General features: G+C 67.6%; 17 protein-coding genes. 12 read left to right on the plus strand and 5 right to left on the minus strand.

Translation table 11 applies throughout. The features are described from left to right. Positions 1–207: 207 nt before the first annotated feature. From CWS50_RS02805 to CWS50_RS02820, 5 genes are all read left to right on the plus strand, one after another. Positions 208–879, plus strand: a complete 672-nt coding sequence (locus CWS50_RS02805; protein ID WP_127841579.1) for a response regulator — start codon at positions 208–210, stop codon at positions 877–879. 226 nt (positions 880–1,105) lie between these two features. Further along, entirely contained in the window at positions 1,106–1,276 is a 171-nt protein-coding gene (locus tag CWS50_RS12875) for a hypothetical protein (protein ID WP_164860055.1), read from the plus strand. A gap of 108 nt (positions 1,277–1,384) precedes the next feature. Beyond that, positions 1,385–2,461 (plus strand): ATP-binding cassette domain-containing protein, encoded by a 1,077-nt coding sequence (locus tag CWS50_RS02810; protein ID WP_127841580.1) that lies wholly within the window; start codon positions 1,385–1,387, stop codon positions 2,459–2,461. A gap of 170 nt (positions 2,462–2,631) precedes the next feature. After that, positions 2,632–3,480, plus strand: a complete 849-nt coding sequence (locus CWS50_RS02815) for an ABC transporter ATP-binding protein (RefSeq protein WP_164860056.1) — start codon at positions 2,632–2,634, stop codon at positions 3,478–3,480. Then, complete coding sequence (locus CWS50_RS02820) at positions 3,473–4,270, plus strand: hypothetical protein (RefSeq protein ID WP_127841582.1); 798 nt, start codon at positions 3,473–3,475, stop codon at positions 4,268–4,270. The genes CWS50_RS02815 and CWS50_RS02820 overlap by 8 nt, the downstream gene beginning before the upstream one ends. Before the next feature lie 274 nt (positions 4,271–4,544). On the opposite strand, the gene iolE is transcribed toward CWS50_RS02820, so the two are convergent. Together iolE and CWS50_RS02830 are read right to left on the minus strand one after the other, a co-directional pair. Next, entirely contained in the window at positions 4,545–5,471 is a 927-nt protein-coding gene (iolE, locus tag CWS50_RS02825; protein ID WP_127841583.1) for a myo-inosose-2 dehydratase, read from the minus strand. A gap of 183 nt (positions 5,472–5,654) precedes the next feature. Continuing rightward, positions 5,655–6,851: a Gfo/Idh/MocA family protein gene (locus tag CWS50_RS02830; protein WP_127841584.1), complete on the minus strand. Its 1,197-nt coding sequence runs from the start codon at positions 6,849–6,851 to the stop codon at positions 5,655–5,657. A 948-nt stretch (positions 6,852–7,799) separates the two neighbouring features. Between CWS50_RS02830 and CWS50_RS02835 the strand changes: the two genes are divergently transcribed. After that, on the plus strand, positions 7,800–8,972 hold the full coding sequence (locus CWS50_RS02835) for a LacI family DNA-binding transcriptional regulator (protein ID WP_371854923.1): 1,173 nt from the start codon (positions 7,800–7,802) through the stop codon (positions 8,970–8,972). Positions 8,973–9,006: 34 nt separating this feature from the next. Here the strand turns inward: CWS50_RS02835 and iolG are convergent, their stop codons facing one another. From iolG to CWS50_RS02850, 3 genes are all read right to left on the minus strand, one after another. After that, positions 9,007–9,996, minus strand: coding sequence for an inositol 2-dehydrogenase (gene iolG, locus CWS50_RS02840; RefSeq protein WP_127841585.1), 990 nt, complete (start codon positions 9,994–9,996; stop codon positions 9,007–9,009). An 84-nt stretch (positions 9,997–10,080) separates the two neighbouring features. Further along, the gene (locus CWS50_RS02845) at positions 10,081–11,157 is read right to left on the minus strand and encodes a transaldolase family protein (RefSeq protein WP_127841586.1); all 1,077 of its coding nucleotides are present in this window, start codon (positions 11,155–11,157) and stop codon (positions 10,081–10,083) included. Between the two features lie 278 nt (positions 11,158–11,435). Beyond that, positions 11,436–12,236 (minus strand): GntR family transcriptional regulator, encoded by an 801-nt coding sequence (locus CWS50_RS02850; RefSeq protein WP_127841587.1) that lies wholly within the window; start codon positions 12,234–12,236, stop codon positions 11,436–11,438. Positions 12,237–12,476: 240 nt separating this feature from the next. Between CWS50_RS02850 and iolC the strand changes: the two genes are divergently transcribed. The 6 genes from iolC to CWS50_RS14020 all read left to right on the plus strand — a co-directional run bounded on the left by iolC (position 12,477) and on the right by CWS50_RS14020 (position 19,830). Further along, complete coding sequence (iolC, locus tag CWS50_RS02855; RefSeq protein WP_127843186.1) at positions 12,477–13,511, plus strand: 5-dehydro-2-deoxygluconokinase; 1,035 nt, start codon at positions 12,477–12,479, stop codon at positions 13,509–13,511. A 10-nt stretch (positions 13,512–13,521) separates the two neighbouring features. Further along, positions 13,522–14,487, plus strand: coding sequence for a Cgl0159 family (beta/alpha)8-fold protein (locus tag CWS50_RS02860; RefSeq protein ID WP_243118429.1), 966 nt, complete (start codon positions 13,522–13,524; stop codon positions 14,485–14,487). Positions 14,488–14,708: 221 nt separating this feature from the next. Beyond that, positions 14,709–15,623, plus strand: coding sequence for a 5-deoxy-glucuronate isomerase (gene iolB / locus CWS50_RS02865; RefSeq protein ID WP_127841588.1), 915 nt, complete (start codon positions 14,709–14,711; stop codon positions 15,621–15,623). Positions 15,624–15,666: 43 nt separating this feature from the next. Beyond that, the gene (iolD, locus tag CWS50_RS02870) at positions 15,667–17,574 is read left to right on the plus strand and encodes a 3D-(3,5/4)-trihydroxycyclohexane-1,2-dione acylhydrolase (decyclizing) (protein WP_127841589.1); all 1,908 of its coding nucleotides are present in this window, start codon (positions 15,667–15,669) and stop codon (positions 17,572–17,574) included. Positions 17,575–17,734: 160 nt separating this feature from the next. After that, a complete protein-coding gene (locus CWS50_RS02875) occupies positions 17,735–19,237 on the plus strand; it encodes a CoA-acylating methylmalonate-semialdehyde dehydrogenase (protein ID WP_127841590.1) in 1,503 nt (500 codons plus the stop codon). A 371-nt stretch (positions 19,238–19,608) separates the two neighbouring features. After that, on the plus strand, positions 19,609–19,830 hold the full coding sequence (locus CWS50_RS14020; protein WP_127841591.1) for a DDE-type integrase/transposase/recombinase: 222 nt from the start codon (positions 19,609–19,611) through the stop codon (positions 19,828–19,830). Positions 19,831–20,042: the final 212 nt, after the last annotated feature.

Here is a 20,042-nt window from a genome sequence, read left to right on the forward strand (position 1 = left end):
AGGCGTTGCGCTACAGCGCGGGAGAAGTCACCCGGCTGGGCGATTCTGTCGGTGGGTGACAAGAGCGGCCAGGGGCGTGGCCGTCTGGATCGGATTGCTCGTGACTGTGCCGCCACCTGAGCGGTTCTGCGGGTGCCCGGACGCCGCGCGCCTGATAGGACGGTGGAAGTTAGCCACACAAAGTCTAGGAGTCGGTCGGGAGTGTCCATGACTACCTGTGATCCAGCGCGTGTCCTTATCGTTGACGATGAGCCCTTAATCCGTGACGGACTGAGGGCACACCTTGACAGTGTTGGTGGTGTTGAGGTAGCTGCTGACGTGTCCAACGGCTCAGAGGCCCTGGACTACCTTCATGTGTATCACGTTGACGTGGTCCTTATGGACGTGCATATGCCCATTATGGATGGTCCGAGCGCGCTGACCAGGATCAAGACGGAGCACCCCCGGGTGCGGGTTCTGTTCATGGCCTCCCTCGATGACGAGGAGAATGACAAGGGTGTTGTCTACCGTCTTCTGTCCGGGGGCGCACGAGGGTATCTTCTCAAGGACTCCTCCCCGGAGGAGATTCGCGCTGCTGTCCGCTCTGTCCTTGACGGGGGAGTGCCTGTCTCTCCGGTCGTGAGCGCACGCATCCTGAACAGGCTGCTACCGCAGCACCAGAAGAGGGCGCGCGACTTCGGGCTGTCCGACCGGGAGCGGGAAGTTCTCGAGCTATTGTGTCGCGCTGATTCCAACCGCAGCATTGCCAGACAGCTCAGGCTCTCGGAGTCAACAGTCAAGTCGTACGTCTCCTCCATCATGAGGAAGATGGACTGCTCCTCAAGGGTGCACATTGTCGTCACCGCCTTCGAGTGCGGACTGGTGCCCGACGTGCACTGAGCCCCTGCCGTACGACCCTGCGGTGCCCCGTCGGGGCCGAGGGGTCTGCCGAGTCGTCACCTCCACAGAGCAGGGCTGCATAGGCAGTGAGGATGTCACTGAGAGAAGGCTGTACTTTAGTACGGTCCCCAACCCTACTTTCGGCTGTGGTGGTCCTACCTGGCCGGGCGCAGGATCAAGGGTGCCTGGACGACGGTCGTGCGGGTGGAGAGAGAGGTAGGTCCTTATGAAGGGCAGGAAGGGGCCGTGGCTTACCACGATGCTCGTCGGTGTGCTCGTCATCCTCGTCGATATCGCAGTCACCGGCAGCCCGCTGCTGCTTGGGGTCGGAGGAGTCGTGGCGCTTGTGTCTGCCGTCGTCCTTGTCCTCCAGCACGTCACGGCCGGGCGTTCGTAGGTACTTAGGGGCAGTGGCGGTAGTACATTGTCCGGGCGCATTCTCCCAATAGTTGTCGACCTTGTCTTCCTGATCGTGTACTCTGCACTTATAGGAACCTGGTCGCACGTGCTTCTCGTCGTTCTGGCCGCTATTGCCTCCGTACAGGTGATTTCTATCCTCATGTATGGTCCACGAGCCAAGGTCCTTGCGGACCAGGAGGTCAACGAGATGTCTCGGGCCCAGTCCGTCATGGTTGACATTCTGGGCAACATGGAGGCTGCCAACTCCCTGGGATCGGCGGCACTGACCCCAGTTCAGCAGATTGGAATGAATCTCCAGGTCATTCAGACAGTCCGGGTGCACCTCAATCGCCTGCACGACCTTGTCGACGAGGAGCAGGAGGACACCCACCCCGACGGTGTTCCTGCTGACCTGTCACAGGCGCTTGTTCTGGAGAACGTCTCCTACTCCTACTCCAATAATGGCCAGAAGGTCCTGTCGGACGTCAACCTGACGATCCGGCCCGGGGAGCTTCTTGCCGTCGTAGGGCCGTCAGGATCGGGAAAGTCAACCCTCTCGCGCCTGTGCCTGGGCCTTATCGACCCCGTGTGCGGTCAAGTCCGTCTCGGTAAGCATCCGTTGGAGGAGATTGATCTGCGATCGATGCGCCGCCAGACAGGGATCGTCACCCAGGGGGCGACCGGTTCTGCCGGGTCTATTCGTGCCAATGTTCGTGCTGGTCGACAGTGGGTGAGCGACGCCGATATCGTCCGGGCCTTGAAGGCTGCCGCCCTGGATGAGGACGTGTCACGAATGCCTTTGGGCCTGGACACGCCGCTGGGCGAGTCTGGCCAGGGGCTGTCTGGAGGGCAGCTCCAGCGTCTGGCTATTGCCCGAGCAGTGGCCGGGCGACCTGCATTCGTTATCTTTGACGAGGCGACTTCGAGCCTGGACGGTCCTGCGGAGGCGGTGGTCTATGACGCTCTTTCTACTCTGGATGCGACTCGCATCGTTATCGCGCATCGCCTGTCTACAGTCGTCCACGCCGACCGTATTCTCTTCCTTGTTGACGGGCGTGTGGCTGCGCTCGGACCGCATGAGGAACTGCTCCTGTCCTGTCCCGGCTATGCCGAGTTTGTCCGCTCCCAGATGGCCTGGGGTGCTGATCCGCCCCCTGAGTCCGCTCCCCCGACTGACTGGTGAGGTCACTGAAAGGAGAAAGAGTTATGAATCGAAGATCAACGCCCCGCGTGTCTCCGTCGTATGCGGTCTCAGTGCATCAGTCTGCGCCCGGCCGCCGGGACGTGCCTAAAGTACCCTGCCTCAGGGCTACAGGCCTGACGAAGAGGTACAGAGGCTTCCGGCTCACTGATGTGGACATTGAGGTCCGAGGTGGTCGCATCCAGGGGTTCTTCGGCCCCAACGGCTCTGGAAAGACGACGACGCTGTCGATCCTGGCGGGGCTGGTGCGCCCTGACTCGGGCGCCGTCGTCCGGGACCCCGGCTCGCGCCGAAGTCGGCGCGAGCCGATGGCTGTCCTCCTGGACTCCTTTGGCCACAACCCCTTCCTTACGGGCCGGGAACACCTGCGTACCGTCGCTCGACGGTTCGGCCGTCCGTCTTCTCGTGTCGATGAAGTGCTGGAGGAGGCGGACCTGGTGAAGGCTGCACGTCGTCGCATCGGGAGGTACTCGCAAGGTATGCGCCGACGGTTGTCCATCGCTGAGGTGCTGCTGGTGGACGCCGACGTGGTCCTCCTGGACGAGCCGACCAACGGCCTGGACCCTGACGGTATCGTGTGGCTGCGCCGGGTAGTGCGCCGAATGGCCTCTGAGGGGCGGGCGGTACTGCTTTCCTCCCATGCTCTCAATGAGGCAGAAGGTCTTATCGACGACTCGGTCTTCCTGCTCGACGGGGCTGTCGAGTGGGCCGGTCCGTACGATAAAATTGTCGAAGCAGCCACTGACCGCTATGTGACGCTGAGCGGGGCCAATGGCTTCGAGCTCGCCGAGTACCTGACTAGTCGTGGCGTGGACGTCCTGCAAGCCGGCCAAGATGAGCTCGCCGTGCGGGTCGAGCAGCTTGATGCGGCTCGTAAAGCGGCTGCTGAGAGTGGGTACAGCGTATCCGTGTCCAGGCTCGGCCGACCGGGACTAGACCTTGTCTACCACCTTATCCGTTCACACGGTCTCAGGAGCACGGGGGTCTCCAGCCATGAATGAGTTCCTGTCCCAGCTCGGCGGTGTGGCCCGGGATCGCGCCATTATTCTTACCTCACTGGTGATCGGAGCCTTCTTGTGGGTCCTAGTGGGTCTGGTTACGTCCAACGTGGCTCGGGGGTATGGGGCGGACCAGACGGCGGCCGTCGCTATAGGCTACGTGTACTCCTACGTGGGTCGGTCGGGATATGTTCTCCCTTTCCTTGTCGGAGTCCTTGTCTCCACCCAGATGTTCCGGCACCGTACGGTGGCCCGGCTTGTGTTCTACGGGTCCTCAAGGCTGCGGATGTACGTCAACCAGGCGGTGGCGGGCCTGTGGGTGTCCCTGGTGGTCGCGGTGGTGACGGTCTTTGGCGCAGTCGCGATTATTGCCGGTGTCCTCACCCTTGTCGGAGAGGACACGGCGCTGGGCGAGGCGACCTACTGGCTCATGTCCCTGCGGACAGTGGCAGTATTTCTGCTTTGGACTCTCATCGGCGTAGGTCTGGGGATGCTTGTCCGCAACCAGGTCGCTGCGATAGCCACGGTGTTTGTCTTCGCGATACTCGTTGAGCCGACGGTGACCGCGATGTGCAACGAGTCTGAGAGCCTCCAGCAGGTTGGGCAGTTTCTTCCTGGTGGTGCGAACTGGTCGGCGGTGTGGCCGACGGACCTGGCCGCAGGAAACACCTCGGAGATGGTTCAGGCCGGCCTGAGCTGGGCTGGTGGCCTGGGGGTTCTTACACTGTACGCGGCGACGCTGCTTGTTGTTGGCTATTTGGCTGGCTTACGGCATAGGGATATTACGGCGTAACGCATCTGGTGGGCACCGAGGTATGGTGGCTGGAGTCAGCTGTCGGTCACGACAGGCGTGGGCTAAGCGCTGCGGTGATGGACGTCAGGGTCCTGCTGCCACACGCAGCGTCCTGGCATCATCTGTCATGGCAGCCAGGCTCCCTTCTCCTGCCCTGGGTCGTACGGTGCCGGTAGCACGGGCCCGGCTTTGCTCAGGCTGCTGACGACAACAGAAACGTCATAGGACAACACGGTGCCACGGTGTCCTATGACGTTTCTGTTGCCTGGGCGGCTCAGCCAGCCAGGAGCGTGCCGTCGATGTAGGCGCGGGCCTTGCGGGCGTACTCCAGGGGGTTGGCCAGGGCCGGGTCCTGCTCGGCCTCCACCAGGATCCAGCCGGAGTAGCCGTGGTCCACCAGGAAGGAGTACGGCTCGGTGAAGTCGATGGTGCCGTCGCCGGGGACGGTGAACATGCCTGCCAGGAAGGAGTCCAGGAAGGAGCGCTGCGCGGCGCGCGACTCCTCCATCTTGTCGGGCCGCACGTCCTTGAAGTGGACGTGCTTGACGCGGTCGATGGTGGCGCGCAGCAGCCCCATGACGTCACCGTCGCCCACAAAGGCGTGACCGGTGTCGAACAGGAGGGAGACCTTCGAGGGGTCAGTCAGCTCCATGAGGCGGGTCGTCTCCTCCTTGGTCTGGATGACCGTGCCCAGGTGGTGGTGGTAGACCAGCTCCAGGCCGTGGGCGTGAGCCACCTCGCCCAGCCGGTTCAGCCCTGCGGCCAGGAGGGGCCACTCCTCCTCGGTGAGCACCGGCTTGTTGGTGAAGATGCAGACGTCGCGCTGCCCCTGGACGGAGCCGGTCTGCTCCGAGACCACCACGCGGGTGGCCCCCAGGTACTCCAGGTAGGAGCAGGTGGCCTCGAAGTCGGGCACGACGGCGTCTACGCCGTCACGCAGGATGAAGGAGGAGAACCACTGGGCGGCGATCCTGAGGCCCCTGGCCTCCACGGCGGCCTTGACCTCTTCCTTGGGTGGGAAGAACCCGGCGCACTCGGTGCCCGCGTAGCCGGTGTCGGCCAGGTCCAGCAACATGTCCTCCAGGGTGTTGAAGGCGCCGACCTCAGGGATGTCGTCGTTGCGCCAGCTGATAGGGTGCATGCCCCAGGTGATGCCGTGCGGGTCCTTGATGGCGGTGTCGGGGTCAAGGCGGAAGGCCATGAGCGTGTCTCCTCTGGGTCGTGGAACAGTTCCGGTCGGTGAGGGCTGGGTTGATGTGGTTTCAGTGCCGGGGCGGGGCGCCGGGACGCGGTGGCCGTACGTGGCGCCGGAGCCTCGCTGAGGGGGTGGGGCCGTGTGGCAGCGCCAGGCTCCTGCCTGGTGAGCCTGGCCGGAGCCCGGGGCTCAGCGGTCGAAGGTAGTGGGTCCAGTGACGCGAGGCACGTCGTGCCACCGGCCGTCTGCGGCCGAGGCGACGACCGCCTCGTCAACCTCAGCAGCGCACCAGGCGTCGGCGGCTGAGGGTGCGAGCTGCTCGCCACGCAGGATCGAGTCGATGAACTGAGCAGCCTCGATCACCTTCATGTCGTCAAAGCCCATGGAGGTCCCGATGGCAGGCTGGAAGCGCTGCCACTGGCCCCACTGCGGCCCGGCCATCGCCCGGGTGTAGCCGTGGGTGGCGCCGCCGTCCTGGACGGGGCAGACCTGGAGCTCGTTGAGGCGCTCGAAGTTCCACCGGGCCGATCCCTGGGTGCCGTAGACCTCGATGACGTACTCGGCCCGCGGGCCCACGCTGACCCGAGAGGACTCCATGGTCCCGACCGCGCCACCGTCGAAGCGCACCAGCATGGCCACGTAGTCCTCGTTGCCCACCGGGCCGGTCTCCTCCCCGATCTCGAAGCCGGAGTGCCCGACTCCCGTCTTGGTAGGGATGGGGCGCTCGGTGATGAAGGTGTCGGTCAGGGCGGACACGGAGGTGATCCGGCCCACGAGGTACTGGGCCAGGTCGGCCCCGTGGCTCATAAGGTCGGGCACAACGCCGGCGCCGGCCTTCTCACGGGAGGTGCGCCAGGTCAGGGGGCTGAGCGGGGAGGAGCTGTAGTCGGCGATGAACCACACGCGCACGTTGGTGATACGTCCCAGGTCTCCGTTGCGCACCAGTGTGCGCAGGTACTCGATGGCCGGGGTGTGGCGGTAGTTGAAGCCGACGGCGGTGACCAGTCCCGCGTCCTGGGCTGCTTGGGCGATCGAGCGCGACTGGGCGGCACTGACACCCATCGGCTTCTCGATCCAGAAGGGCTTGCCAGCCTCGATGGCGGCCAGGGCCATCTCGTGGTGCAGGTAGTTGGGGGAGCAGATGGAGACCGCCTCCACCTCGGGGTCGGCCAGGAGCTCGCGGTAGTCGGCGTAGGAGCGGTCGAACCCGAGGTCATCCACAGCCGCGCCACGTATCTCCTCCACCGGGTCGGCGACGGCAACCAGCCGGGGAGCGGCCCCCAGCTCAGGGAAGTGCTCGGAGACGGAGCGGTAGCTGCGGGCGTGGAGGCGGCCCATCCAGCCCAGCGAGATGACACCGACGCCCAGGGTCTTCTTGGTAGTCATGCGTGGTCCTGTGTCCTTTCCGACGGCCTTGTCGGGGCGGGGTGATGCACTGGTGCGCAACGACGTGCGGCGATGCTGCGACGGAGCCGGTATACGGTCACCACGGTGCAGGCTGCACCCCTGCGGCCGTACCGGGCTCCAGTGCTGTCGCGACTGCAAGGACGCGTGTCAGCAACATCGTGAACTGGACGCTACCAGAGGGACTTTGTCTTGACAAGCGGGTGTGTTGGCGTATGAGGAGGCCGTTGACCGACGGCGGTGACCAGGTCCTCCTGGGCTGGGTGTGTCGTGCGTATGAGGAGGCGGGTGGCCTTGAGGACGTGATGCCCTGCCCCGCACGTGCTGTCCGCAGCCGCAGGGACCTGCGGGCCACGCAGCCGCCGTGGAGCTCTGTCTCGCGCGGACTGTCTCTGGTTGGCTCTCCCTGGCAGGGAAGTCTGGGCTTCTCGGGTGGCCGTGGTGGCGGCGCTGCTCGCGACTCTCTGGTCAGGCGGTCTGGGCGGTCTCGGTCCTCGCACCAGCCCGTTGCTCCTGTGGGGCACGCCTCGCCGGTGGTACCGATCTTGCGAGAGAGGTTTTTCCTGTGTAGTTCGTCAGGTTCTCGGGGGGCGCTTTCTCAGGGGTGGCGCTCCTAGTTGCTTTGCGAGTAGTTCTAACTCAGTGGGAGTCGTGCGAGGTGGGGTGGTAGTGGTCGCGGTGGGCTGGCGAGCGTCGGCAAAGGCGTGAGCCTCGCCAACTGACCTGGAATCGGGCGCGCAAGCCAGGCTCGCACCATTCCACGTCACCTGCGTGGTCTCCGTACAGGCAAAATCTGGGCCAGCCAGGCTCGCGCCACTGCATCCCAGGTGGAACAGCGACAGCAACTTATATGTCTTAACCTGTATGCCTTGTATCTTCATGGCGTCCTCGTGGGCGCTGCTCCGGCACGCTGGGTGTCACCGTCTCGGCTTGTGGAGGCCCTGGCAGGGGCCGACAACTGCTGAGGCGGAGGTCAACGGCGGGCGGGCAGCAGGCATCAGCGGGCGGGAGGAGGCGCGCATGCGTCGAGGGCGGGACGGCCGGGCCACGATCGCCACCGTGGCCGCACGTGCGGGTCGCTCCATCTCCACGGTCTCGGCGGCCCTCAACGGCGCCCCGGGAGTGGCGGCAGCGACCCGGGCAGAGATCCTCCGGGTGGCCGAAGAGCTCGGCTACGAGGCGGACCCGCGGGCTCGCCTGCTGCGGCGTCACCACACAGGTCTTGTCGGTGCCAGCTTCACCGTGGGGCAGGCCTTCCAGGGACTGGTGGTGGACGGTCTCTACCGGGCTTGCTCCGACCTGGGGCACTCCTTGGTGCTGGCCGCCTCGACCCCGCACCGCGACGTCGTTGAGGGCCTGCACGGCCTGCGGTCGGAACGCTGCGAGGGCCTGGTGCTCGTTGACCCCGGCGTGCCCGGCTCCTCACTGGCCCAGGCGGTCGGCCGCATCCCGGCCGTCGTCATGTGCACCACGACGGACCTGGCCGGTGCCGACGAGGTCGTCTCCCGTGACGACCTCGGTGTGGCCTGCCTGGTGGACCACCTGGTGGGCTCGGGGCGGCAGCGCATCGTCTACGTGGACGGGGCGGGGGAGACGGCTGCCAGGAGGCGTTCCCAGGCCTACGTCGCTGCCATGGGCCGCAGCGGCCTGGGCGAGGAGACCCGGGTCCTGCCCGGTGGCGCCAGCGAGGAGGACGGTGCCCGGGCGGCGCACGCCCTCCTGGGCGAGGGGCGGCTTCCCGAGGCTGTCATGTGCTTCAACGACCACTGCGCCGTCGGGGCGCTTATGGAGCTGCGCCGTCACGGTGTCAGGGTGCCCCAGGAGGTAGCAGTCACCGGGTACGACGACATCCCGGTGACGGCTGCCTCCTCCTTCTCCCTGACCACGGTGCGCCAGGACGCCGTGGTCCTGGCCGAGGTGGCGGTCAGCGCCCTGCTGGCGCGCGTCCACCCTGAGCGGCCGCCCCAGGTGCCGCCCGATGTGGTGCGTGAGGACCGCGCCCGGGGCGGGAGCACCTACCGCGTCACCCCCGCCCTGGTTGTGCGCGACACGACAGCGCCTGCGGAAGCGCCTGCGGACAGCAGCCCCCGCCCACGGGCGTGACCCCGAGGCGGGGGCTGAGCCTGGCCGGGGCGGCCTAGCCCAGCCGCACCGGCTGCCCGGTCGTGGCCGACTCCGTGGCCGCCTCGGCCAGGCGCAGGGCCTCCACAGCGTCGGCGATGGAGGTCGGAGGGGCGGTGCCCGCCTCGACCGTCTCGATGAAGGCCGACAGCTCCAGGCGGTAGGCGTCGGCGTAGCGCTCCAGGAAGAAGTCCAGGTAGGGCTCCTGGGCGTCGGTCACCTCGGCGTTGGACAGGCGCACGGTGGTGGCACGGATGTTCTCTGCGAACAGGGTGCCCTCGCGTCCGGAGGCCTCCAGGCGCTGGTCGTAGCCGGAGGCGCAGTGGCGGTTGTTGATAATCGTGGCCACGGCTCCGGAGGCGGCCCTGAGGGTCACGACCGCGGCGTCGAAGTCCCCTGTCTGTGCGACCTCCTGGTCCAGGTGCTGTCCCACGGCGTGGACCTCGACGATGTCCCCCAGGAAGAACCGGGCGGTGTCAAAGTCGTGGATGGTCATGTCGCGGAAGATCCCCCCGGAGACCTTGATGTAGTCCACCGGCGGGGCGGCCGGGTCGCGGCTGATGATGGTCAGCTGCTCCAGCGCTCCGACCCGGCCCTCCTGCACGGCGGCGCGGGCGGCGGCGAAGCTGGGGTCGAAGCGGCGGTTGAACCCGAACATGACTGGGACGCCGACGGCGTCCAGCTCGGTACGGGCGGCGTCGACATCCTTCATGTCCAAGGCAATGGGCTTCTCGCACAGCACGGCCTTGCCCGCCCTGGCCGCAGCCAGGAGGTGCGGGATGTGCAGGGGCGTGGGGGAGCCGATGATGACGGCGTCGACCTGGGGGTCGGCAAAGACCTCCTCCACGTCCTGGCAGGACCTGGCTCCGTAGGTCTGGGCCAGCGTGGTGGCGGCGTCCTGCACGGGGTCACAGACCAGGGCCAGCCTGGCCTGAGGGTGGGAGGCGATGGTCCTGGCGTGGACCTGGCCGATACGGCCGGCGCCGATGACGGCGATACTGAGCATCCTTGCTCCTTGTGTTGTGACTGTCTGGTGCGTGTGTCGTGGTGATGTTGGGTGAGTATGTCGTGAGGTCCTGCCCGGGACTGCTCAGGGCTGGGGCATGATGACGTCACGCACCAGGGAGTCCAGGTCGGCGTCGGCCTGCAGGAAGCCCCGCAGGGTGCGCACGGTGGCGCCGTAGGTGTCGAACTCCTCCGGTGTCATGCCGTCAGGCTCGTAGGCGCGCACGAAGTCAGGGATGCCCATGAGCGTCCTCATGATCTCCGGGGCCACAGGCACGTCAATGCGGGGCTCAACCGTGTAGCCGGAGTTGTTGATCAGCTGCTGCCAGGCGAAAGGCGGGGAGATCACGATGTCGCCGCCAAGGAGCTCTGACCAGTGCATGACGTTGCGGAAGGCGGCGGACAGGGGGCGGGCGCGCAGGCCGCGCTCGCGGAACTCCTGGTAGGCCCGCTTGAAGGCGGCGATCCCGGCCCACTCCAGGTGGCCGGGGTCGAGGAACAGCTTGTCCCGCTTGGCGACGATCTTGATCCAGTCGTCCAGACGGCCCACCATGAGGGTCACGACCGGGCCCATGGTGGAGACGTCCTTGCCCTCGGCCTCACGGCGCCTGAGGCCACGCTCGATGGCCTCGCCGGTCGCCACGGCCTGGGGGACGGAGAAGGACACGGTGACGTTGACGGAGACCCCGCGGTAGGTCGCCTCCTCAATGGCCGTGACGCCCACCGAGGTGGCTGGGATCTTGACGATGATGTTCCTGGCCAGGTTGGAGAACTCCTCGGCCTGGTCGGCCAGCGCGGTGGCGCTGCGTGCCAGGCGGGGGTCGGTCTGCATGGACAAGCGCCCGTTGCGCCCGTTGTGCTCCTCGAAGGCTGGCTCCAGCAGCTGGGCGGCCTGCAGGCTCAGCTCGCGGACCACCTGCCAGCCGATCTGGGCCTCGGTGGCCTCGGGCATCTCCTCGGCGAGCTCGGCGATGCGGGGCAGCCACACGTCCTTGCGCTGGTTGATGCAGGTGTAGGCGATGGTGGGGTTGCAGGTGGCGCCGACGCCGCCGAAGGCGATCGACTGCCGCAGCTCGTCGGGATCGGCGGAGTCGTTCCACAGTGCTGTGGGCGTGCTGCGTACGGCGTCGAGGAGCGGTCCGGGGGTGTAGTCGATACTCATCTGTCTGTGCTCTCTGGTCGGGGTGGTCTGCGGTCAGCGTCCTTGCGGCCGCGGGCCGATGGCCCTATTGAAGAAGATGACGCGAGATCTGTCAACGGTTTGTCCTGACATAGGTGGCGTCGTGTTGGTTTCTGGCCGCCTCCGGGCGCCAGGGGGCGGGCGGTCCGGGAGGGCGGCTGTGGCCTCAGGGGGTGGCCTCAGGGGGCTGGTCCCGGGGCCGGGTGCCGGGGCTAGGGTGCCGTCGTCCTGCCGTTTGCCGGGCTGCCCCACCGACGGCCTCAGCCCGCGAACAGGGTGGTCTCGAAGGAGTAGCGGGAGGCCCTGTAGATGTGGTTCCCGAACTCGACGACCCGGCCGGTCTGGTCGTAGGTGGTCCTGGTGGCAGTCAGCAGCGCTGCCCGCCTGCGCTCGTGGAGGAGCTCGGCCTCCTTCGTGGTGGCGTTGCGGGCGCCAATGACCTGCCGGGCCGTCGTGGGGACGACCCCGCTGGTGCGCAGGAGCTCGTAGAGCCCTGAGGTCTCCAGGTCCTCGCGCGCCGGGGCGACTGCGGCCGGCACGAGGTTGTGCATGATGGCGACGGGCTCGTCGTCGGCGGCCCGGATGCGCGTGAAGGTGACGACGGGGCGGCCCTCCTGGGTCTCCAGCCTGTCTGCCTCCTCGGGGGAGGCGGGGTGCTCGTCGTAGTCGAGGAGTGTGGTGGAGGGGGTGTGCCCGGCTGCCGACAGGTCTGCCAGGAGGCTGGTCAGCTCCATCGGGCGGTGGACGTGGGGCGGGGCGACGACGGTACCCACGCCGCGGCGCCGGGTGAGCAGCCCGCGGTCAACCAGGTGCTGGAGAGCCTGGCGGGCGGTCGGCCGGGAGACCTGCAGACGCCGGGCCATGGACAGCTCGTCCTCCAGCCGCGTCCCGGGGGGCAGGGTGCCGTCGAGGATGAGTGTCGCCAGAGGCTCGGATATCTGGACGTGCAGGGGGGTGCGTATCGTGCGGTCGATGGTGACGTCGAGGGCGAAGGCGGCGTCGGCGCGAGGCTCGGCGGGCGCCTCGGCAGGTGTGGCGTGTGCAGTAGGCGTGGTAGGCATGGAGCACCTTGTGGCGGTCGGTCGTGTCGGGCGCAGCTCGGTAGCCGACGGTGCCAGCATACGGAATACGGGGCCTGGTGGTGACGCTGCCTGCTGCCGCCTCGTGTCGCTGTCGGACCGGGACCCCAAAATGTTCTGACAAATACTTGACCTGAGGGGGTGGAGTGGGGCAGGCTTCGTCATGTGTCCAGGCCGTCCCGGGCACAGGCGATCCGCCCCGATGACGTGGAAGAGAACGTGATGACCGCACAAGTAGCGACGACCGCAGCGGCCGGGCAGATGCCTGGGGCCGAGGTCCTGACCATCGGACGCTGCGGGATCGACATCTACCCGCTCCAGGTGGGTGTGGGCCTGGAGGAGGTGGAGTCCTTCGGCAAGTTCCTGGGAGGCAGTCCCACCAACGTGGCCGTGGCAGCGGCCCGCTACGGCCACGGCTCGGCCGTGGTCACCGGGGTGGGGGCTGACCCCTTCGGCCGCTTTGTCCGTGCTGAGATGCGCCGCCTGGGCGTGGCCGATGACTACGTCGTCACCAAGGCCGACTACAACACCCCGGTCACCTTCTGTGAGATCTTCCCCCCGGACAGCTTCCCTCTCTACTTCTACCGCGAGCCCTCTGCCCCGGACCTGGAGCTGGAGGTGGAGGACGTCCCCCTCCAGGCGGTCCGTGAGGCGTCGGTCTTCTGGGTCTCCGCCACGGGGCTGAGCAAGGACCCCTCCCGTCGCGCCCACCACGCGGCCCTTGACGCTAGGGGTGACGCCAGGGGTGACGCCAGGGGGCGTCAGGCCGTGACGGTGATCGACCTGGACTACCGTCCGATGTTCTGGGAGAGCCGCGAGGCCGCCCGCCGTGAGGTCTCAGCGGTCCTCCCCAAGGTCACGGTGGCTATCGGGAACCGGGAGGAGTGCGAGGTCGCCGTCGGGGAGCGTGACCCCGAGCGTGCCGCCGAGGCCCTCCTGGAGGCGGGTGTCGAGCTCGCGATCGTCAAGCAGGGGCTGGAGGGGACCCTGGCCAGGACCCGTGACGAACGGGTGGAGATGCCGGTGACACGGGTGGAGACCAAGAACGGCCTGGGAGCAGGGGACGCCTTTGGTGGCGCCGTCTGCCACGGCCTGCTGGAGGGGTGGTCACTGGAGAAGACGGTCTTCGCGGCCTCGACCGCCGGGGCGATCGTCTCCTCCCGTCTGGAGTGCTCCACGGCGATGCCCACCGAGCCCGAGCTGCTTGACATGATGCGGCGCAATCGTGAGGTCTGCGCCCCCGACCTGGACCTGTGAGGTGATGGTGATGGGGCAGAGCACACCCGTCGAGGCGGCGGGCGGACCGGGTGAGACGGGTGCGGCCCTGGAAGCGGGACCGCCCGTGGCGGTCCCGGGCTCCACGTCGCGCACCCCTCTGACGGAGGCGGTCGTGGAGGTCCGCGCTACCAGACCTGATCTTGTCTCCCAGGTCCTGCGACACCGCCCTCGGCCCGCCCTGGAGCAGGTCCGCTCGCTCATGGTGGTCGCCTGCGACCACCCTGCCCGTGGCGCCCTGGGTGCTGGGACCGAGCCCATGGCCATGGCCTCGCGCGAGGACCTCCTGGCACGCTGCGTGGAGGCGCTGTCCCGGCCGGGGGTCAACGGCTTCCTGGGAACGCCTGACGTCGTGGAGGACCTGGCGCTCCTGGGTGCCCTGGACGGCAAGATGGTGTGGGGGTCGATGAACCGGGTGGGTCTGCAGGGAGCCTCCTTTGAGGCGGACGACCGGTTCAGCGGGTACGACGCCGCCGGCATCAAGGCCTCCGGGCTGGACGGGGGGAAGATGCTCACCCGCATCTGCTACACCGACCCTGCCAGCGCGTCGCTCCTGGAGGCCTGCGCCGGTGCTGTCACCTCCCTGGCCGAGCGCGGTCTGACCGCCATGGTGGAGCCCTTTGTCTCCTGTTGGCAGGGGGGACGCCTGGTCAACGACCTGAGCCCGGAGGCGGTGATCCGCTCCGTCAGCGTCGCCCAGGCCCTGGGGAGGACCTCGGCCTACACCTGGCTCAAGCTGCCCTGCGTGGAGGACATGGAGCGGGTCATGGAGTCCACGACCCTGCCCAGCCTCATCCTGGGAGGGGAGGTGTCCCGGGACCCGGAGGCTGCCATGGCCTCGTGGGCGCGGGCACTGGCCCTGCCCAACGTCAGGGGGCTGGTCCTCGGCCGGTCCCTGCTCTACCCGCCTGACGACGACGTCGCGGCCGCCGTTGACGGCGCCGTCGCGCTCTTGTGAGCCTGGTGCCTGCCTCAGAGACCACCGGGGCAGCCTCTAGCCTCTGCAGCTTCTGCCACCAGCGCCCGTCCCCCGGGCACGGTGCCGTTCCGCCCGGTCCTGTCGGGACAGGCCCGCCGGTACCTGCCCCCGACCGCCGCACCTGTACATCACACTCAATACCGAACCGCATCCACCCTACCTCAGGCTTTCAGCCGGACACGACACGTGAGGACACTCCTATGACCCAGCAGCCCCAGCCTGACCAGCCAGGCCAGTCACAGTACGTCATCAGAGCCGGCGGGCTCGCCCACGACGCCTACGAGCTCGACCTCACGGCCGAGCGTGCCGGGTGGGAGTGGTCCTCCCTGCGGGTCCTGGCGCTGGAGCCGGGGCGGGGCGTGGACGTCCCCGGCGGCGAGCACGAGTTCCTGGTCCTGCCGCTGAGCGGCGGGTGCACCGTAGAGGTTGAGGGGGAGGCCGCGGGCCAGGTCCTGGAGGTGACAGGCCGCGACTCGGTGTTCACCGACATCACCGACTACGTCTACGTCCCGCGCCGCACCGACGTGCGCCTGACCAGCGCCCAGGGCGCGAGGGTCGCGCTGCCAGGTGCCCGGGCCACCACGGACAAGCCCCTGCGGTACTGTCCCCGTGAGGAGGTCGGCACCGGGCTGCGCGGCGCGGGTCCCTCCTCCCGCCAGGTGAGCAACTACGCCCTGGGCAACGAGGTGGAGACCTCCCACCTGCTGGCCTGCGAGGTGCTCACCCCCGGGGGGAACTGGTCCTCCTACCCTCCCCACAAGCACGACGAGCACACCGAGGTGGAGCGCGTCCTGGAGGAGATCTACTACTACCAGGTGCGCGAGGGCGCTGACGGCGCCCAGGGCTTCGCCCTCCAGCGTATCTACCCCTCTCCCGGCCATGACATCGACGTGTGCACCGAGGTGCGTGACGGCGACGTCGTCGTCATGCCCTACGGCTACCACGGCCCGTCGGTGGCCGCCCCCGGCTACGACCTGTACTACCTCAACGTCATGGCCGGCCCCGCGGAGGACTCGGTGTGGCTCATGACGGACGACCCCCACCACACCTGGGTGCGCCAGACCTGGGAGGCCCAGGAGGTCGACCCCCGTCTGCCCATGACCCCGATGAACTGACAGCCACTCACTGACCACCAGCAACGACAGGAAGAAGACACACGTGAGCAACGAGGCCTACGCCGGTACGGTCCGCCTGACCGTGGCCCAGGCGACTATTCGGTTCCTGACCAACCAGTACTCCGAGCGTGACGGCGTGGAGCACCGCCTCATTGAGGGCGCCTTCGGCATCTTCGGCCACGGCAACGTGGCTGGGATCGGCCAGGCGCTGCTGCAGAACGAGGTCGACCCCGCCGAGGGCGAGGGCGAGATGCCCTACATCATGCCGCGCAACGAGCAGGGTGCCGTGCACGCGGCCGCTGCCTTCGCCAAGACCCGGGACAGGATGTCCACCTACATGGTCACGGCCTCTATCGGCCCGGGCTCCCTCAACATGGTCACCGGTGCCGCCCTGGCCACGACCAACCGCCTGCCGGTCCTCCTCCTGCCCTCCGACCAGTTCGCCACCCGGGTGCCCGACCCCGTCCTCCAGCAGCTGGAGGACCCTACGACCCTGGACGTCACCGTCAACGACGCCTTCCGGCCAGTGTCCCGGTTCTTTGACCGCGTCAACCGGCCCGAGCAGCTCATCCCCTCCCTGCTGAACGCCATGCGGGTCCTCACCGACCCCGCCGAGACCGGCGCCGTGGTCATCGCCATGCCCCAGGACGTCCAGGCCGAGGCCCACGACTGGCCGGTCGAGCTGTTCCGCAGGCGGGTGTGGCACGTGCGCCGCCCCGTCCCCGAGCCGGCCGCCCTGGAGCGCGCCGTGGACGCCATCAGGGCCGCCAAGCGCCCCATGGTTATCGCCGGTGGTGGCGTCATCTACTCCCAGGCCAGCGAGGAGCTGCGCGCCTTCGCCTCGGCCACGGGGATCCCCGTGGCCGACACCCAGGCGGGCAAGGGTGCCATCAACTTCGACCACCCCTGCGCCATCGGGGGAGTGGGATCCACCGGGGGCGACTCCGGCAACCACATCGCCGACAAGGCTGACCTGGTTATCGGCATCGGCACGCGGTACTCGGACTTCACCACAGCGTCGAAGACCCAGTTCAAGAACCCGGAGGTGGGTTTCGTCAACATCAACGTGCGCGCCTTTGACGCCGCTAAGCAGAGCGCGGAGATGGTGGTGGCCGACGCGCGTGAGGCGCTGACCGCCCTGAGCACCGCCCTGGAGGGCTACCGGGTGTCCCCGGAGTACTCCGCGGAGGTCACCGCTGAGCGGGAGGCTTGGCTGGTCCGTACTCAGGAGTGCTACCACCGGGGCCACGGCCCCTTGCCCGCCCAGACCGAGGTCTTTGGCGCCCTCAACGAGCTCATGGGGGAGGAGGACATCATGATCAACGCCGCCGGCTCCATGCCCGGCGACCTCCAGGCCCTGTGGCAGGCCAGGACCCCGGTCCAGTACCACGTCGAGTACGCCTTCTCCTGCATGGGCTACGAGGTCCCGGCCGCCCTGGGGGTCAAGCTCGCCCGGCCCCAGAGCGAGGTGGTCTCCATCGTCGGTGACGGCACCTACCAGATGCTGCCCATGGAGCTGGCCACCGTGGTCCAGGAGAACATCAAGGTCATCTACGTTCTGCTACAGAACTACGGCTTCGCCTCCATCGGCTCCCTGTCGGAGTCCCGCGGCTCTCAGCGATTCGGCACCAGGTACCGCCAGCGCGGCCAGGGTAGCCACCTTCAGGACGAGCAGAAGGTCGCCGGAGTGGACATCGCCGCCAACGCCGAGTCCTGGGGGCTCACGGTCTACCGGGTCTCCACGATCGAGGACTTCAGGCAGGCCTACGCCCAGGCCCGCGCCGAGGACCGTGCCTGCATGATCCACATCGAGACCGACCTCTACGGCCCCAACCCGCCCGGCTCCTCCTGGTGGGACGTCCCGGTGTCGGGGGTCTCCCGCTTGGAGTCCACCCAGAAGGCCTACGAGGACTACGTCCAGGACCGCAGGCCGCAGCGCCACTACCTGTGATATTGTCCGGACAATAGGACACGATGCGCCAGACGGACCAAGGTCCTCAAAGAGGGCGTAGTGTCATGTCTGTCGACCTGGGGCCGGGCGACCTGCCCGGCCCCAGGCACCTCCAGACCCCGGAGGACCCCGGGGTCACCCAAGACTCAAAGGAGAGATAATGACAGTCAAGCACTGGGTCTCCGGCGGCCCGTGGACCGGATCGGGAACTGAGACGCTGCCGATTGAGAACCCGGCCACCGGCGAGGTCATTGACGAGCTGGTGCTGGCCTCGGAGGAGGACCTCGACCACGTGGTAGAGGTGGCGCGCGAGGCCCAGAAGAAGTGGGCCCGTACCTCGCTGGCCAAGCGTGTAGACGTCATGTTCCGGATGCGCGAGCTGGTCAACCAGCACGCGGACGAGCTGGCCGAGCTCATCGTGCGCGAGGGCGGCAAGACCCACGGTGACGCCCTGGGGGAGATCGCCCGCGGCCGGGAGACCATTGACTTTGCCTGCGGCATCAACGCTGCCCTCAAGGGGGAGTTCACCGACCAGGCGGCCACCGGGGTCGATGTCCACACCCTGCGCCAGCCGGTGGGGGTCGTCGCGGGGATCTGCCCGTTCAACTTCCCCGTCATGGTGCCCATGTGGATGCACCCCATCGCCCTGGCCACCGGTAACGCCTTCATCCTCAAGGTGGCCTCGCTGGTGCCCTCAGCCTCCCTGAAGATTGCTGAGCTCTACAAGGAGGCGGGCCTGCCTGACGGCCTGTTCAACGTGGTGGCGGGCAACCGCACGATCGTCACCCGGGTGCTGGAGCACCCCGGCATCGACGCCATCTCATTCGTGGGCTCCTCGCCGGTGGCCCACATCGTCCAGGACACGGGCGTGTCCCACGGCAAGCGCGTCCAGGCCCTGGGCGGGGCGAACAACCACGCCATCGTCATGCCTGACGCCAACATGGAGTTCGCCGCCCAGCACGTCTCCGCCGGCGCCTTCGGGGCGGCCGGGCAGCGCTGCATGGCCCTGCCGGTGGTCGTGGCCGTGGGTGACGCGGCCGAGCGCCTGATCCCGCTGGTCAAGGAGCGTGCCCAGGCGATCGTCACCGGGCCGGGCACGGACAAGGCCTCCGAGATGGGGCCGGTCATCACCCGCAAGGATCTGCAGCGTATCGAGGGCTGGATCGCCCGGGCCGAGGAGGGCGGCGCTGACGTGGTGCTCGACGGCCGCGGCTACCGTCCCGAGGGTGAGGACTACCAGGACGGCTTCTGGCTGGGCCCCACGATCGTGGACAGGGTGCCCACCGAGCAGTCCCTCTACTGTGAGGAGACCTTCGGCCCGGTGCTTGTGGTGGTGCGGGCCGAGACCTACGAGGAGGCCATCGAGCTGGTCAACTCCTCGGAGTTCGGCAACGGCGCGGCCATCTTCACCTCTGACGGGGACGCTGCGCGTCAGTTCGTGGTTGACGTGGAGGCTGGCATGGTCGGGGTCAACGTGCCCATCCCAGTGCCGGTGGCCTACTACTCCTTCGGCGGGTGGAAGGAGTCGCTCCTGGGTGACCACCACATTCACGGCCCAGAGGGTGTGCGCTTCTACACCAGGGGCAAGGTGGTCACCTCCCGGTGGGCGCGCCGTGGCGAGAAGGTCGGCTACGTGGGGATGAACTTCCCGACCAACGGGTAGGTGGGCAGGCCAGCAGTTCGGTACAGCCCACGTCAACGCACCACTGACGCCCCAGGGGCGTCAGTGGTGCGTTGACGTGGGCGTCTGGCAGGGGTAGTCGCTGCACCGTGCGGCTGAGAGGCTCCAGGTCAGCCCGGCTACAACCAGGCGCTGGGCTAGCAGCCGACAGGTGGGGCGGCCCCTGACCGACCGCAGTTCCAGGCCGCGCTCCTGGCCTGGTCGGCTGGCGCTGGTTCCACCACGCCGTGGGCGGCCGCTCCAGGGGCGTGTGCCCCGAGATCCTTGATGACGAGACCAGGGACACTGCCGCAGGCTTCTAGTGGCGCGCCAGCGCCTTCTTCGCCTCCCTGGGCGTGACTGTGCAGGAGGTCATGACCGGCGACAGGGCCTGCTACCGGTCCAGGGTCTTCAACCAGGCACTCCAGGCAACCGGGGTCGGGCACCGCTGCACCCGCCCCTACCGCCCCCAGACAGGCGCCAAGGTCGAGCGCCTCAACCCCACCCTGCAAGAGGAGCAGGCTGGGGTGGGGGGCTTCTCGGCTGCTGGGATCAAAGCACAACTCTTTGTGAAGGGTGATCTTTGTGAAGGGTGATCTTTGTGAAGGGTGATCTTTGTGAAGGGTGAAGGAGGCCGTGCCAGGGGACACGCTGCTGTGACGAAACGGCTACTGCCGCCATACACCCGGTTAGTAGGCAGGAACAGTTTATGGGCGAACTGAGATCTAGGGTCCTCGGCCTGTATGCCGGGCATCCTCCCACCAGTCACTCGTCCCCACGAGTCACTCGCCACTGCATAGCACGCGGC

The sequence above is a fragment of the Actinomyces wuliandei genome, assembly GCF_004010955.1.
Lineage (GTDB): Bacteria > Actinomycetota > Actinomycetes > Actinomycetales > Actinomycetaceae > Actinomyces > Actinomyces wuliandei.

Coding starts and splice junctions, on each gene's coding strand:
- CWS50_RS02805 (WP_127841579.1), top strand. CDS start 208: ATGACTACCTGTGATCCAGCGCGTGTCCTTATCGTTGACGATGAGCCC.
- iolE (WP_127841583.1), bottom strand. CDS start 5,471: ATGGCCTTCCGCCTTGACCCCGACACCGCCATCAAGGACCCGCACGGC.
- CWS50_RS02850 (WP_127841587.1), bottom strand. CDS start 12,236: ATGCCTACCACGCCTACTGCACACGCCACACCTGCCGAGGCGCCCGCC.
- CWS50_RS02830 (WP_127841584.1), bottom strand. CDS start 6,851: ATGACTACCAAGAAGACCCTGGGCGTCGGTGTCATCTCGCTGGGCTGG.
- CWS50_RS02820 (WP_127841582.1), top strand. CDS start 3,473: ATGAATGAGTTCCTGTCCCAGCTCGGCGGTGTGGCCCGGGATCGCGCC.
- CWS50_RS14020 (WP_127841591.1), top strand. CDS start 19,609: ATGACCGGCGACAGGGCCTGCTACCGGTCCAGGGTCTTCAACCAGGCA.
- CWS50_RS02860 (WP_243118429.1), top strand. CDS start 13,522: ATGGGGCAGAGCACACCCGTCGAGGCGGCGGGCGGACCGGGTGAGACG.
- iolG (WP_127841585.1), bottom strand. CDS start 9,996: ATGCTCAGTATCGCCGTCATCGGCGCCGGCCGTATCGGCCAGGTCCAC.
- iolC (WP_127843186.1), top strand. CDS start 12,477: ATGACCGCACAAGTAGCGACGACCGCAGCGGCCGGGCAGATGCCTGGG.
- CWS50_RS12875 (WP_164860055.1), top strand. CDS start 1,106: ATGAAGGGCAGGAAGGGGCCGTGGCTTACCACGATGCTCGTCGGTGTG.
- iolB (WP_127841588.1), top strand. CDS start 14,709: ATGACCCAGCAGCCCCAGCCTGACCAGCCAGGCCAGTCACAGTACGTC.
- CWS50_RS02845 (WP_127841586.1), bottom strand. CDS start 11,157: ATGAGTATCGACTACACCCCCGGACCGCTCCTCGACGCCGTACGCAGC.
- CWS50_RS02875 (WP_127841590.1), top strand. CDS start 17,735: ATGACAGTCAAGCACTGGGTCTCCGGCGGCCCGTGGACCGGATCGGGA.